This is a genomic window from Bacteroidales bacterium (assembly GCA_031275285.1).
In the GTDB taxonomy this organism is placed as follows: Bacteria; Bacteroidota; Bacteroidia; order Bacteroidales; family UBA4181; genus JAIRLS01.
Genome location: JAISOY010000009.1, coordinates 1 through 14,403, shown reverse-complemented (window position 1 = coordinate 14,403; position 14,403 = coordinate 1). Strand labels below are relative to the sequence as shown.

Genomic DNA, 14,403 nt, shown 5'->3' with positions numbered 1-14,403 from the left:
GGGGCGTTTTTCTGTATCCCCACTATAGGTGATCGAATTATCGGAAAGATCGATCAGGGTCAGGTGCGGGTCACTGGGATCATATATGCTCCCTTTGATCGTATATTCCTGAGAATAGGTTAACATTACGCAGCAAGCGAATAATAGAAACAATAAAAAGACAGGCTTCTTCATCTTTTGCTTGTTATTTATCACCTCCGCTTAATTTATGGAATTTAACTACAATCATTCATCCTTATTAGTGGAAGTAACTATATTAAGTAGCCCTCCGGGATATTCTTCCGTAGGATAGGTAACATCTACATACTCTACATTTGTTGCAGGTGTATTTCTCAATTTTTTCACCACCTCCAACAGATTACCCCTGACCAAAACCCCATCGATTTGAACAGTGCTCATATATAACGCATTGGGTGGTTCCGCTCCTGAAAATAGATTTTTTGAATTAAGTACCAGCAACATATCATATGCTTTGGTACGTTCTTCAGGAAAATATTTTTTCCCTTCACGGCCATGAAATATTCCTTCTCCGAATCCTTTCGGATACCTTAAAGTAGTATCTCTGGTAACAATTCCCAGGTCTATACTTGTTTCCGCCTCAACAGGTATATAGTCGGTCGTATAAAGACCAAACGAAATACAAAACACGTAATCTCCGTGTTCTATATTGATCGAAAATTGCCTTCCTTTCGAAACCCGCCCACGCCAGACAATAGAATTATCCGATAATTTGACTAACACAGGATAAGCTTTCGGATGAAGGTCTATTGTTCCTCGGATATTAATTTGTCCGGAATCCGGATGACGCTCAACGGAACGCTGGTAAGCAGTGGTTACAATCCGTATAATACCTCCCGGACGGGATTCTGTTTCAGGAATCTTTTCGATATATTCTACATTCTCAGTGGACATCTTTCGTAAATATTGGATCTGTTCCCAAAGATTCCCTTTTAGCGGCGATCCGTCTATTTCAACTGTCCCGGTAACAACTTGTTCCCGATTTATCCGGAAATCCGTAATGCTTAAATAATTCAAAAGCGCCAGTACATCCAGTTCTTTTCTATTGGGTTCTAATATAACAAACCGGCTGATTCCTCCCTGATCTTCATAATCATAGCCATCCATAACCGAAAAATAAGGAAGTTCCTCCTGTTTGATCTCGCCCAGATCCATATCTGAGTCTAAATCGATCAACAGGTAAGTAGTCCTGTCTCCCAGCATATTATGGATACATAATATATATTCGCCTTCGGGTGCGGAAAAAGAAAAACGGCCGGTGGAAAACCGGGGATTATCGGTTCGCTTCTCTGCTTCTCCTTTCCAGACTACTGAATTATCGGATGGGTTGATCAGTGTTAAATACGGATAGATCGGATCCACGATCTGTCCCTCTATCTTGATTTCCCGGGCGTAAATTTGAACAACAAACAAGAAAGACAACAAGGGTAAGAACGCGAGATATGTCATTCTTTTCATGGTTTATTTTCCTCTCCTGTTTAATCCGCACATTTCATAAAAATCGGATAAAGTCGACCCACTATAGTCGCCCAAACCTTTCACTTCTTCATACCAGCTTTCGGCGGTAAGCCTCTTATATTCTGTACTTGCTCCTGCAAAGAAAGAACCACTAACCTGTTGTTTGTATGCTCCATCTTCAGCTCTAGCCCCTGATACAATTCCACTTCCATTGTTATAATGATAGGCTTCATGTTCCAGGGTAGAAAACAATTGATTGTAATCATTCAGGATATACATATTTGTCCGGCTGAAAACAAGACCTGATTGACCATCCGAGCCGGTCATAAACCCCGCAACATAACCGGAATTTTTAAGTAAAGAAACAGAACCGGAATAATCAAATGTTTTGTATGCTAAATTAGATAAAAATTCCTGCTGATCAGCATAACTTGCATCTGACAAACCGGTATAAGTGACAAAACCAGCACTATCAACCTGCTCAATGGCAATATTATTGCTTGTGCCTGTACTATGTATGAATGTTCCGTCTTTTGTATAATAATAGGTCCCCCCACAATAGGCACTTTGTTCTTCTTCATTCAATACCGGCATGATTTTACGCAGTTCGTCGATACTACTCTTTTTTATTGTTCTCATAAAATAAATAATTTAATGATATTCATGTTAATATTTGATAATTGTATGAGGCAAATATAGTATTTTTTTCATTGATGGCATAAAAAAACGTGTACCTTTGTATATACTATTGAATGTTTAACGGGGAAATCGGATGCAGGATCAAAACAGGATTATCCGTGGGCTTTGGGTCAACGGGGAGTTAAACCGGATGCAACAGTTGTGTATCCGTTCTTATCTGGCCAATGGGCATGAATTCCACCTGTATACTTACAATACCGAGATAGAGGTTCCTCCGGGTACAACAATCCGGAATGCAGGTCAGGTTATTCCTGAAAAAGATATCTTCTATGATGACCGGGGAAGCCTATGCTCCTTTGCCGATTTGTTCAGGTATGAACTGCTTTTCGAATATGGCGGCTGGTGGGTGGACATGGACCTGATCTGCCTGAAGCCATTTGATTTTGCTTCGGAATATGTATTTGCCAGCGAGCATGATCCTGCTTTCAATCAAAAAGTCTGTATCGGCGCTATAAAAGTGCCTCCGCATTCCGATATCATGCAATACTGCAGACAAACGGCATACAAAATTATATCTGATTTTACCCGAGTCCCGTGGGGTTCCCTGGGATGCGGATTATTCTATTCCTTTATGGAGATCCATGGATCTTATATGGCTCATGTACAGCCGCCCCATGTATTCTGCCCGGTTCCGTACTACCATTATCAGCTATTGTTCAGTGACCTGTTGATCGATTTTACAGAAAAAACCTATGCACTGCACTTCTGGAACGAAATGTTGCGGTTGAATCAAATCGATCCGGATAATGAATTTCACGAAAACTCACTTTTCCAACGGTTAACATATCGATACGGATGACATACAGGAGTGATCCCTATGCTGGAATACAGCGAAGTATACACTTTTAGTTCTTCTCTCCCAAATGCACCATCATTTCTGTTTTTTTTGTAACTTTGCGCTTTGCAATTTTATAGCATGCCCGGACGATAGCAATTTTTCTTGGGAAATATGTGATAAGACATGAATACTACCTTTCCGGGCATGCTACCGAACAAAACAAGATAAATTAAAAATGGATAAAAGAGTAATTAATTTAGAACAGGTAGTAGTAAAATTTGCAGGCGATTCGGGAGATGGAATGCAATTGACCGGTACATTATTTTCAGAAGCAGCGGCCAAAGCGGGGAATGACCTGGCTACCTTTCCGGATTATCCGGCGGAGATCCGCGCTCCTCAGAACACCGTAGCAGGTGTTTCCGGATTTCAGGTACACATTGGAAAAAACAAGATCCATACCTCCGGTGATCATTTTGATGTACTGGTAGCTATGAATCCGGCATCACTCAAGGCCAACCTTAAATGGGCCAAACGCGGGGCCACCATCATTGTCAATGAAGATGCTTTCGAAGAAAAAGCACTGGAGAAAGCGGGATATGCCTCCAATCCGTTGGAAGACGGAAGCCTGGATGCCTACCAGGTCATCAAAGCTCCCGTCAGCAGGCTCACCAAGGAATCGTTGAACGATACCGATGCAGATACCAAAACAAAGGACAAGAGCCGTAATATGTTTGCATTGGGGATCATCCTGTATCTGTTCAACAAAGGATTGGAGAGCACTTTTGAATACCTGGACGAAAAGTTCGGGAAAAATCCGAAAGTCGCCGGATACAACAAGCTGGTTTTAGAGGCTGGCTACAGCTATGCCTATCATTATGAGATGATCCACTCTACCATTCAGGTCGAACCGGCAAAGCTCGCCAAAGGAAAATACCGTAATGTAATCGGAAATGTGGCTACGGCATGGGGGTTCATGGCTGCCGCAGAACGTTCGGGACGTCCGTTGTTCCTTGGCTCCTACCCGATCACTCCCGCTACCGATATCCTCATCGAATTATCCAAACATAAATCACTGGGCGTAAAAACCTTCCAGGCCGAAGATGAGATTGCAGGTATCTGTTCGGCTATCGGCGCCAGCTTTACGGGATCACTGGCCATCACCACCACATCCGGACCGGGACTTTCGCTGAAAAGTGAAGCCATCGGCCTGGCAGTCATCACCGAACTTCCTTTGGTGATCGTAGATGTCCAACGCAGCGGTCCTTCCACAGGGATGCCTACCAAATCCGAACAAAGCGACCTTTACCAGGCTTTATTCGGAAGGAACGGGGAATGCCCGTGCATTGTCATCGCCGCCTCTTCCCCGTCCGATTGCTTTTATGCCGCTTATGAAGCCGCTAAGTTAAGCCTGGAGCACATGACTCCCGTCCTTTTACTTACGGACGGCTATATAGGTAATGGCTCCCAGTTATTCAAAATACCTTCGGTGAAAGATCTTCCTTCGATCCAACCACCTATTGCGACAGCCAATGATCCTAATTACAAGCCATACCGCCGTAACCCGGAAACACTGGCACGTCAGTGGGCTTTACCCGGCACCCCCGGATTACTCCACCGTATAGGCGGATTGGAAAAAGAAGATGTGGCCGGAAATGTTTCTACCGATGGCGCCAACCACGAAAAGATGGTACATCTGAGAGATGAGAAGGTACAAAGGGTAGCCAACTATATTCCCCGTCAGGAGGTGGAAGGCGATCCGGAAGGAGATATCCTGGTGGTCAGCTGGGGCGGAACCTATGGAGCCGTACATGCTGCCGTCAACGAATTACGCAGGCAGGGGAAGAAAGCAGGACATGCCCATTTCAAATATATCATGCCGCTTCCGTTGAACACTGCAGAAATATTGGGTAATTACAAAAAGATCGTGGTTTGTGAGCTCAATAACGGACAGTTTGTCAATTACCTGAGAATGACTCATCCTCAATTCTCGTACGAACAATTCAACAAGGTACAGGGGCAACCGTTCCTTGTAGAGGAAATTGTAACACATTTAACCGATGGAGAGTAGTCAGTGACAGTGATCGTTCCTGATGCTTCAACACTTTAATTTTGAATTTTCATGAAAACAACAGACGAAAGAATCCCAAAAAGCGATATAGAACTGAACAGAAGTGATTTCGTGAGCGACCAGATGGTCAAATGGTGTCCCGGTTGCGGCAATCATGCCATCCTGAACTCCATCTCCCAATTATTTCCCAGGCTTGGTTACAAAAAAGAAAACTATGTGGTAGTATCCGGGATCGGATGTTCTTCCCGGTTCCCTTATTATGTAAGCACATACGGTTTCCACGGTATCCACGGCCGGGCAGCTGCCATTGCCTCGGGTATGAAAATCGCCAATCCTTCCCTGAGCATATGGGTCAACACCGGAGACGGTGATTCCATGGCTATCGGAGGCAATCATTTTATCCATGCGATACGGCGCAATATCGACATGACCATCATGTTGTTCAACAACCAGATATATGGTCTTACAAAAGGACAATATTCCCCCACCACTCCGATGGGAGCCATCACCAAAACCTCCCCTTACGGAACCCTGGAAACACCTTTCAACCCGGCCGAACTGGTGATCGGAGCGCAGGGCACTTTCTTTGCCCGTACGGCGGACAACAGCCCTAAAGACATGTCCAATATCCTGGAAGAAGCGGCATTACACCGGGGAACAGCCGTTGTCGAATTACTCCAGAACTGCATTATTTTTGCAGATAAGACCCATGCGATGGTTACGGGAAAAGAATACCGGGAGGAAAACCAGGTATTCCTGAAACATGGAGAACCATTGTTGTACGGAAAAGATAGAAACAAAGGCATCCGGCTGAACAAACTCCGGCTGGAAGCGGTGGAAATAGGCAAAAACGGGATCACTATCGATGATATCCTCGTACATGATCAATATGAGCAAGACCCTATCATCCAGTTGATGATCGCCAAAATGGCCCCACCTCATCTCCCCATGGCTGTCGGCATCATCCGTGCAGCAAAAGCACCTACATTCGACCGGTTGGTAGATGAACAGATCGAAGCCCAGAAAGCAAAATCTCCGATCAAATGTGTGGATGACCTTCTGAACAGTGGAGATATCATCGAAATAAAATAATACCCGATGCTCTATTTGCTGAAAAAAGAAATACAAAGTTTCTTCTCATCACTAACAGGCTATCTGGTGATCATTGTATTCCTGGCCGTTACAGGATTATGCCTGTGGGTATTTCCCGGTGTGTTAAATATCCCGGAAAGCGGATATGCTTCACTGGAAAGCCTGTTTTACATCGCTCCCTGGGTATTTCTTTTTTTAGCTCCGGCCATTACCATGCGTTCTTTTTCTGAAGAAAAAAAATCCGGTACCATTGAGTTATTGTTGACCCGACCCATCAGTGAACTGCAGATTGTCCTGGCTAAATTCCTGGCAGCAGTGGTACTGATCATTATTTCCCTATTACCCTGCCTGGTCTATATTTTTTCCGTATGGAAATTGGGAAACCCACCGGGAAACCTTGATACGGGAGCCACTTATGGCGCCCTGATCGGGTTATTGTTATTGGGAGGCATATATGCTGCGATCGGGACCTTTACATCCTCGCTGACGGACAATCAGGTAGTCGCTTTCATTCTGGCAGCAGCAGGCTGTTTCATCTTTTATGAAGGATTCGACGCATTGTCTGGTCTGTTTAGTTCAGGCACACTGCAGGATATCATTTCATGGTTCGGCATCAAAAGACATTACGCATCCATCAGCCGTGGAGTAGTGGATTCACGTGATCTGATCTATTTTTTCGGTATCATGCTCGTATTTATACTGTTCACGCGGCTAAAACTGCAAAGCCGGAAATGGAAATAAACACCCTTTAAACGAACCACATATGAACAAAATAGCAGTATCCATCCTCAATTGCGACTTCGGAAATCTGGACCGTGAAGTGGAAATGATCAACAACAGTAATGCCGAATGGTTTCATCTGGATATTATGGACGGCGTATTCGTTCCGAATATCTCTTTTGGCTTCCCGGTGATACAAGCGGTAAAGAAGAAAGCGACCAAGCCACTGGATGTTCATCTGATGATCAGCACGGCTGACCGGTATATCAAAGAGTTCAAAGAAGCAGGTGCAGATTGGTTAAATGTTCACTATGAAGCATGTACACACTTACACCGTACCATCCAGAATATCAAACAGGAAGGGATGAAAGCCGGGGTGACGCTTAATCCGCATACCCCTGTCTCTTTGCTTGAAGATATCATCTGCGATGTGGATCTGGTGTTACTCATGTCGGTAAATCCTGGTTTCGGGGGACAGGCATTCATTGAAAACACCTATGAAAAAGTGAGCCGATTGAAAGAACTGATCGTCCGGAAAGGATCAAAAGCCCTGATCCAGGTGGATGGCGGGGTAGATCTGGGTAACATTGCCAGACTGGCACAATCGGGCGCTGACGTCTTTGTCGTGGGCAGCTTTATTTTCCGTTCAGACAACCCGGTCCGAACCATCAAAGAATTAACCGACAGCCATTGACCTATTAAGTAATACCAAACAATTAATGTCATATTTAATAAACGTAATGTGACTTAAGAAAACAATAAATAGAGCACTGAGTGCTTACTTTTATCAAAAACAGAAAAAACAATGTTAGCAAAACGAATTATCCCATGCCTGGATATCAAAGACGGAAAGACCGTCAAGGGTATTAACTTTGTCGGATTCCGCGACGCAGGCGATCCTGTTGAACTGGGTGCGGAATATAGCCGGCAAGGCGCCGATGAACTGGTATTCCTGGATATCACCGCATCCCACGAAGGAAGGAAAACTTTTGTCGATCTGGTCCGTAAAGTAGCTGAAAACATCAATATCCCCTTTACGGTAGGTGGAGGTATCTATGAGTTAAAGGATGTCGATACCCTTTTGAGCGCAGGTGCGGATAAGGTTTCCGTCAATTCCGCCGTAATCCGTAATCCCGACCTGATCAACGAAATAGCTTCGCACTTTGGAAGCCAGGTAATCGTTACAGCCATCGATGCTAACTGGGAAAACGGGAAATGGGTCTGTTATCTGAACGGCGGACGCATCCCTACCGACAAGGAACTTTTCTCATGGGCCAAGGAAGCACAGGATCGTGGAGCTGGCGAAATATTGTTCACCAGTATGACCCACGACGGTGTTAAGGAGGGCTATCCGAACGAAGCGCTACTGACGTTGTCCGAATCGTTGAGTATTCCTGTGATCGCATCAGGGGGAGCCGGGAAACCGGAACATTTCCGTGATGCCTTTACTCTGGGAAAAGCTGATGCAGCACTGGCTGCCAGTGTATTTCATTTCGGTGAAATCAAAATACCCGAGTTAAAAGAATACCTGGACCGGGAAGGAATCAACGTAAGAAAAATATAAAACCGGTTTACCCTTAAGATTGAATCAATCTTCCTTTTGGTAGATATTTTCCGGCATTTATATAATTCCGAATTTAAAATTCCACATTCAATATTCGCAACATTTTGAATATAAGCAAACTAAAGCAACAATTTGTGTAATTACATTTTATAATCCATTTAAAAAATAATAAATAACTTTCAGGACATGCGTAAAACAGCACCAGTGTACCAGGAAATCAATACTATTCCCATTATACGGGCAGAAAGAATATATCTGGACAATGGTATGCCTCTTTTTGCACTGAAAGCGGGAACACAGGATATCATTAAAATTACCCTTTTGTTCAACGCCGGAAGCATATACCAGTCAGCTCCTCTGGTATCTTTTGCCGCCAACAGCCTGCTATCGGAAGGCAGCCGGAAATACACGGCCACCCAGATATCAGAGATGAATGATTTCCATGGTTCGTACCTTACCTGTTCTACGGACAAGGATTTTGCTTCCGTTACCTTATTAACGTTACGCAAGCATCTGGACCAGATTTTGCCCGTACTGGAAGATGTCGTAAAATATCCGGCATATCCGGAAAAGGAAATGCAGTCTTTCATTGCACGCCATAGCCAACAATTCCTGGTTGAAGAAGCAAAGACCAGGGTAATCGCCCATAGGCGTTTCCTAAAAGCATTGTTTGGTGATGAACATCCTTACGGACATGAACTACAACTTTCTGATTTTCAGAATCTGGACGTGGAACAACTGCGCCGTTTTTATTCGACTTATTATTATCCGGCCAATTGCAGGATCATTGTATCAGGAAATGTTGATAATAAAGACATTCAGCTGCTGAACAAACACCTGGGGGATGATTCATGGCAAAAGAATACTTCCGGAATACTTCCGGAATACTCTTTTTCAGAAGAGCAACAATACCACCAAAACATAAAAAAGGAAGGAGCTGTACAGTCATCCATCAGAATAGGCAAACAGGTTTGTAACAAACAACACCAGGATTTTTCCGGTTTAACGGTATTGAATACATTACTGGGTGGCTATTTCGGTTCGCGCCTAATGCGGAATATTCGTGAGGACAAGGGATATACCTATGGAATCAATTCACTGTTGGTCTCCCTGAAAAAAGCGGGCTACCTGACCATTGTAACGGATGTGGGGATCGATGTTGTCCAGCCGGCATTGAAAGAAATATATAAGGAAATCGAGCGCTTACAACAAGACCTGGTTCCGGATGAAGAGTTACAGATGGTAAAAACGCACTTGATGTCGGAAATGCTACGTTCGTTCGACGGGCCTTTTGCCCAGGCAGAAAGCCTGATCGCCCTGCTGGAATATGACCTGGATGAAAATTATTATGAACAGTATATTCATCATATCAAAAATATCGACGCAAAAGAAATTCAGAAATTATCACAACAATATTTGGATGTACAACGTATATATGAAGTAGTTGTTGGATAAATATCCAAAAATGGCTGAACCATGAAAAAAGTATATATTCAATTATTTTGTGTATTCCTGACAGGGCTATTCCTGATGACTCATGCCATGGCCCAGGGTCCTGTCACAACTCCGGATGAACCGATCTTACAGAGTGTAAGCATTGATCCCATATCCGGTGATGTCACCATCACCTGGAGTATGCCCGACCCTCCGGTTTCTTCAGTGCCTTATGACGGTTTTATCATCTTCTGGTTAAACTATCAAACTTCGGATAATTATGTCATTGAAACCATCCATGATGCAACTGCCCGCAGTTATACATTTCATCCCGACTCGAAAATACTGACTCCGCCGATGCCTGATCCCCGGATGACCACGGTCCCGTTCACCATTGCTTCTTTTCAGAACAATCCATGGACCACCAGTTTACGGTCGGATGAAGATTATGCCATGCAGTTGAGCAACAAGTATGATTCCTGCAGGGCAGAGATCAGGTTAAGCTGGCATCCATACAAGGGCTGGTATTCCAGCCGCCCTCCCTATAAGCCGTTGATCAATTATAAAGTGATGCAGATACCGGAAGGCGGAGGTACTCCCGAACTGGTAAAGACCGTATCCGACCAGGATACGAGTTATGTCGTACTAAGGGCGGAAGAGAACAAACAATATAGTTACTATGTTGAAGCTGAAAGAAGTGACGGAGTCAAAACCACCAGTTACCGGACTGAGGTATTTACAAAAATGCCGGCACCTCCCACCTATATCATAGCCGAAGGGACAGAATATAATGACCAGGGGATCGCGGAGATCACTTTTCAGCTGGATCCGGCATCTGAAACCCATGTGTATGAATTTCTGGGATCCAGTAAATCCGACTATTCCTATGTCTCACTGGGAACACTGGAAAACATTACAGGTGATAAACTGGTACTTCCCGATATCCAGACACGCGAAAAAACCTATTATTATAAACTGGCAGCGTGGCATTTGTGCAAAAATAAATATACGCTGGAATCGAATATTGCGACAGCACTGTGGATATATTTATTACAGGAAGATCAGGTCAATGCACTTCAATGGGATAAATACACGGAATGGGGAGTCCCGGCAAAATATAATGTATACAGGAAAATCGGTAGTAATTCGGAGCGTATTATAGCCACCTTAAACGACGGTACCGACAAACTTTCGTACCGTGATGATGTTTCGGGTATCCCTATCGACGGAGATATCTGTTACTGGATAGAAGCTGAACCGGAAAACCCTTCATCTTCCGCTCAGAAAGCCATTTCAAACAGGAAATGTATACAACCGGAAAGTGATATCTTCGTTCCTGAAGCATTCACTCCTAATGGAGACGGAAGAAACGACGAATACCGCCCATATTTTTCATATGATCCGCAGGAGTATCTTTTTATAGCATACGACCGCAACGGAGCCAAAGTATTTGAAACAAAAAACCTGACAGAGGCATGGGATGGCCGGCTGAAAAACGGAAAGCCAGCCAATGAAGGTATTTATGCTTATTATATCAAATTCCGCACAGCCATGGGACGCCTGGTGGAAAAAAGAGGTACCTTTGCACTGGTGCTTCCCAAATAAGTAATATAAAACAACACCATGCTTTCTAAACGTAATATACCTGATCAATGCGATTTAAGAAAACAACAAATAGCACTGAGTGCTTAAAATCAGACCAATAAGAAATTAATAAATAACTGCAAGTGAAAATAGGAATTTTAACAGCAGGAGGTGATTGTCCGGGAATTAACGCAACCATAAGAGGAGTAGGAAAAGCCGCCATTACATATGGAATGGAGGTAATCGGCATACAAGACGGATTTTCCGGATTGATGTTCAATGACTACATCCCGTTGGACGAACAAAAACTTTCAGGGATACTTACCCTGGGTGGAACAATATTGGGTACTTCCAGGGAAAAACCATTCAAGAAAAAAGAAGGTGATTTGATTGCAGACAAACCACAACTGATCAAGCAGAACTACACAAAGATGGGTTTTGATTGTATTGTCTGCATAGGAGGTAACGGAACCCAGAAAACAGCAGCCCAGTTATCGGAAATCGGGCTGAATGTACTTGGAATACCCAAAACCATCGATAATGATGTGTGGGGAACTGATGTCACATTCGGATTTGATACTGCTGTAAATATTGCGACCGAAGCCATCGACAGGTTACACTCCACGGCCAATTCACACAAAAGGGTCATGGTGATCGAACTGATGGGGCACCATGCCGGATGGATAGCGCTTTATGCCGGAATCGCGGGTGGCGGGGATATCATCCTGATCCCTGAAATACCCTACAGCATAGATCATGTAAATGAAGTTTTGCAGGAACGGCACCGCAAGGGAAAACCTTATTCGATCGTTGTTGTTGCCGAAGGGATCAAGACCGGTAAAAAAGAAAATTACCCTGCAGGAGCCTACATAGCCGAACAAATAGAAAAGGAGACAAAGCTGGAAACACGTGTTACCGTTCCGGGCTATACGCTCCGCGGCGGAAGTCCGTCACCTCTTGACAGGATCATCGCCACACGCATGGGAACTTATGCGGCTTCCATGCTGAACAAACACCAATTTGGCCGGATGGTGGCTATTCATCATAACGAGATGACATCCGTACCACTGAAAGAGGTAAGTGGAAAATTAAGACTGGTAGAACCTGATTATTTCCTGATCAAACAAGCCAAACGGATCGGAATCAGTTTCGGATAGATATTACTCATATTATAAACAAAACCGGAGTACCACATCATGGTCATTGATACGAAAGAAGAAGCATCTACATTATGGCGGACCAAAACGTTTGTCATCATCATTTTTGTACTGTTCATTGCTGCCATATTATTTCTCATAAACACGAGTACTGTTGTAAAAACACTCATTCTGGGCGGGCTTTCATTAATATTCCTGATTTTATACTGGTTCCAGTTTAAAATGGAATACACATATCTCTATTTTTCAAACAGCCATAAAAACCTTTTATTCCGGTTTTATTCGCTACGGAATCTTTACGGAAAGCCCAAAACCATAGAAATATCCAAATTTACTTTCCACAAGTATGAGATCATCACCTCTTTCTTTAACAAAAAAGATATGTTGGTGCTGTATCAGAAAACCCCTAAAGGAGTGGCAAAGTATCCTCCTATTTCATTAACTCTTCTGACAAAAAATCAAAAAACAGATCTGAAGCGGGCACTCTTCACTGCTTCTAACTCTTTCCCCAGTAGAAAAATAGCTGAAAAAAGGATTTGAAGGATACATTCTTAACCATAGCAGCAGATTCCGAAGGTGTTTACAAAGACAAGGGCAGTAAATTCCTGGCTTTTGCATATCCTGTTGACAACGAGGAAGTCATCAAAGAAAAAATAGCTGCTCTACGTAAGAAATATTTTGATGCACGTCATCATTGCTATGCATGGCGCCTGGGAACGGAAGGAATGCTTTACCGGGCCAATGATGACGGTGAACCGTCTAATTCTGCAGGTAAACCGATCCTCGGGCAAATCGATTCATACGGATTGACGAATGTCCTGGTGGTCGTAGTCCGGTATTTTGGAGGGATCTTGCTGGGGGTCGGCGGCCTGATACAGGCATACAAGCATGCCGCTGCCGATGCATTGACCAATGCCCGGACTGTTCCCGGTATCGTCACTGAAGTATATCGTTTCACGTTTGAATATCCGGACATGAACCAGATAATCAAAGTGACCAAAGATATGGGGCTGGAATGCTTTTCCCAGGATTTTAATATGGCATGCTCCATGAAAGTCAGGGTAAGAAAAAGCCAAACCGAACAAATGATGCAACGTCTTGAATTGATCGGATCACTGAAAATAACCCCCGAAAATTAAACCTGATTTTATTGCCATAATCAGTAAAATAACTATTTTTGGGGTATCACAACCTGAAAAATCCAACAGCTATGCCGAACCGAAGTTTAGTATCCATTACCGATTACAACAAGGAGGAATATTTAGATGTACTCCGTATTGCTGCTGAATTTGAAAAAAAACCGACACAGGATATTCTATCCGGTAAGTTGGTAGGAACCCTGTTCTTTGAACCATCTACCCGTACCAGACTGAGTTTCGAGACTGCAGTACAACGGCTTGGAGGAAGGGTCGTCGGATTTGCAGATGCGAGTTGTTCCAGCGTTACGAAAGGAGAAACCCTGAAAGATACCATAAAAATGGTCAATAATTATGTTGACCTGATCGTGATGCGGCACCCGCTTGAAGGAAGTGCAAGGTATGCCAGTGAAATTGCTTCCGTTCCTGTTATCAATGCCGGGGATGGGGCCAACCAGCATCCCTCGCAGACCCTCCTCGATCTTTATTCGATACAAAAGACACAGGGAACCCTTGAAGATCTGAATATTTTCATGATCGGTGACCTGAAATACGGGAGGACCGTTCATTCATTGCTGATGGCCATGTCCCATTTCAACCCGACTTTTTATTTCATTTCTCCTGAAGCATTAAAAATGCCTATAGAATACAAAATATACCTTCGTTCACAAGGCATCCGTTTCTATGAATATCCG

General features: G+C 43.7%; 14 protein-coding genes. 12 read left to right on the top strand and 2 right to left on the bottom strand.

Features of this window, described 5'->3' with window-relative positions:
- Window positions 1-225: 225 nt before the first annotated feature.
- Complete coding sequence (locus tag LBQ60_00935; GenBank protein ID MDR2036466.1) at window positions 226-1,467, bottom strand: hypothetical protein; 1,242 nt, start codon at window positions 1,465-1,467, stop codon at window positions 226-228.
- Between the two features lie 12 nt (window positions 1,468-1,479).
- Entirely contained in the window at window positions 1,480-2,115 is a 636-nt protein-coding gene (locus LBQ60_00930; protein ID MDR2036465.1) for a hypothetical protein, read from the bottom strand.
- A 133-nt stretch (window positions 2,116-2,248) separates the two neighbouring features.
- Between LBQ60_00930 and LBQ60_00925 the strand changes: the two genes are divergently transcribed.
- The 12 genes from LBQ60_00925 to pyrB all read left to right on the top strand — a co-directional run.
- Window positions 2,249-2,974 (top strand): hypothetical protein, encoded by a 726-nt coding sequence (locus tag LBQ60_00925; GenBank protein ID MDR2036464.1) that lies wholly within the window; start codon window positions 2,249-2,251, stop codon window positions 2,972-2,974.
- Window positions 2,975-3,188: 214 nt separating this feature from the next.
- Window positions 3,189-5,021 (top strand): 2-oxoacid:acceptor oxidoreductase subunit alpha, encoded by a 1,833-nt coding sequence (locus LBQ60_00920; GenBank protein MDR2036463.1) that lies wholly within the window; start codon window positions 3,189-3,191, stop codon window positions 5,019-5,021.
- Between the two features lie 51 nt (window positions 5,022-5,072).
- Complete coding sequence (locus LBQ60_00915) at window positions 5,073-6,113, top strand: 2-oxoacid:ferredoxin oxidoreductase subunit beta (GenBank protein ID MDR2036462.1); 1,041 nt, start codon at window positions 5,073-5,075, stop codon at window positions 6,111-6,113.
- A gap of 6 nt (window positions 6,114-6,119) precedes the next feature.
- The gene (gldF, locus tag LBQ60_00910; GenBank protein ID MDR2036461.1) at window positions 6,120-6,854 is read left to right on the top strand and encodes a gliding motility-associated ABC transporter permease subunit GldF; all 735 of its coding nucleotides are present in this window, start codon (window positions 6,120-6,122) and stop codon (window positions 6,852-6,854) included.
- A gap of 22 nt (window positions 6,855-6,876) precedes the next feature.
- Complete coding sequence (gene rpe / locus LBQ60_00905; GenBank protein MDR2036460.1) at window positions 6,877-7,527, top strand: ribulose-phosphate 3-epimerase; 651 nt, start codon at window positions 6,877-6,879, stop codon at window positions 7,525-7,527.
- A gap of 111 nt (window positions 7,528-7,638) precedes the next feature.
- Window positions 7,639-8,397, top strand: a complete 759-nt coding sequence (gene hisF / locus LBQ60_00900) for an imidazole glycerol phosphate synthase subunit HisF (protein ID MDR2036459.1) — start codon at window positions 7,639-7,641, stop codon at window positions 8,395-8,397.
- 186 nt (window positions 8,398-8,583) lie between these two features.
- Complete coding sequence (locus LBQ60_00895; protein ID MDR2036458.1) at window positions 8,584-9,852, top strand: insulinase family protein; 1,269 nt, start codon at window positions 8,584-8,586, stop codon at window positions 9,850-9,852.
- Window positions 9,853-9,873: 21 nt separating this feature from the next.
- Window positions 9,874-11,436 carry a gliding motility-associated C-terminal domain-containing protein gene (locus LBQ60_00890; protein MDR2036457.1) on the top strand — a complete coding sequence of 521 codons (1,563 nt, stop codon included), beginning with the start codon at window positions 9,874-9,876 and terminating at the stop codon, window positions 11,434-11,436.
- A gap of 122 nt (window positions 11,437-11,558) precedes the next feature.
- Window positions 11,559-12,572 carry a 6-phosphofructokinase gene (locus LBQ60_00885; GenBank protein MDR2036456.1) on the top strand — a complete coding sequence of 338 codons (1,014 nt, stop codon included), beginning with the start codon at window positions 11,559-11,561 and terminating at the stop codon, window positions 12,570-12,572.
- A gap of 39 nt (window positions 12,573-12,611) precedes the next feature.
- Window positions 12,612-13,112 (top strand): hypothetical protein, encoded by a 501-nt coding sequence (locus LBQ60_00880; protein ID MDR2036455.1) that lies wholly within the window; start codon window positions 12,612-12,614, stop codon window positions 13,110-13,112.
- The gene (locus LBQ60_00875) at window positions 13,109-13,711 is read left to right on the top strand and encodes a YigZ family protein (GenBank protein MDR2036454.1); all 603 of its coding nucleotides are present in this window, start codon (window positions 13,109-13,111) and stop codon (window positions 13,709-13,711) included. The genes LBQ60_00880 and LBQ60_00875 overlap by 4 nt, the downstream gene beginning before the upstream one ends.
- 71 nt (window positions 13,712-13,782) lie before the next feature.
- Window positions 13,783-14,403: aspartate carbamoyltransferase (gene pyrB, locus LBQ60_00870; protein MDR2036453.1), on the top strand; the 621-nt coding region annotated here is incomplete at its 3' end.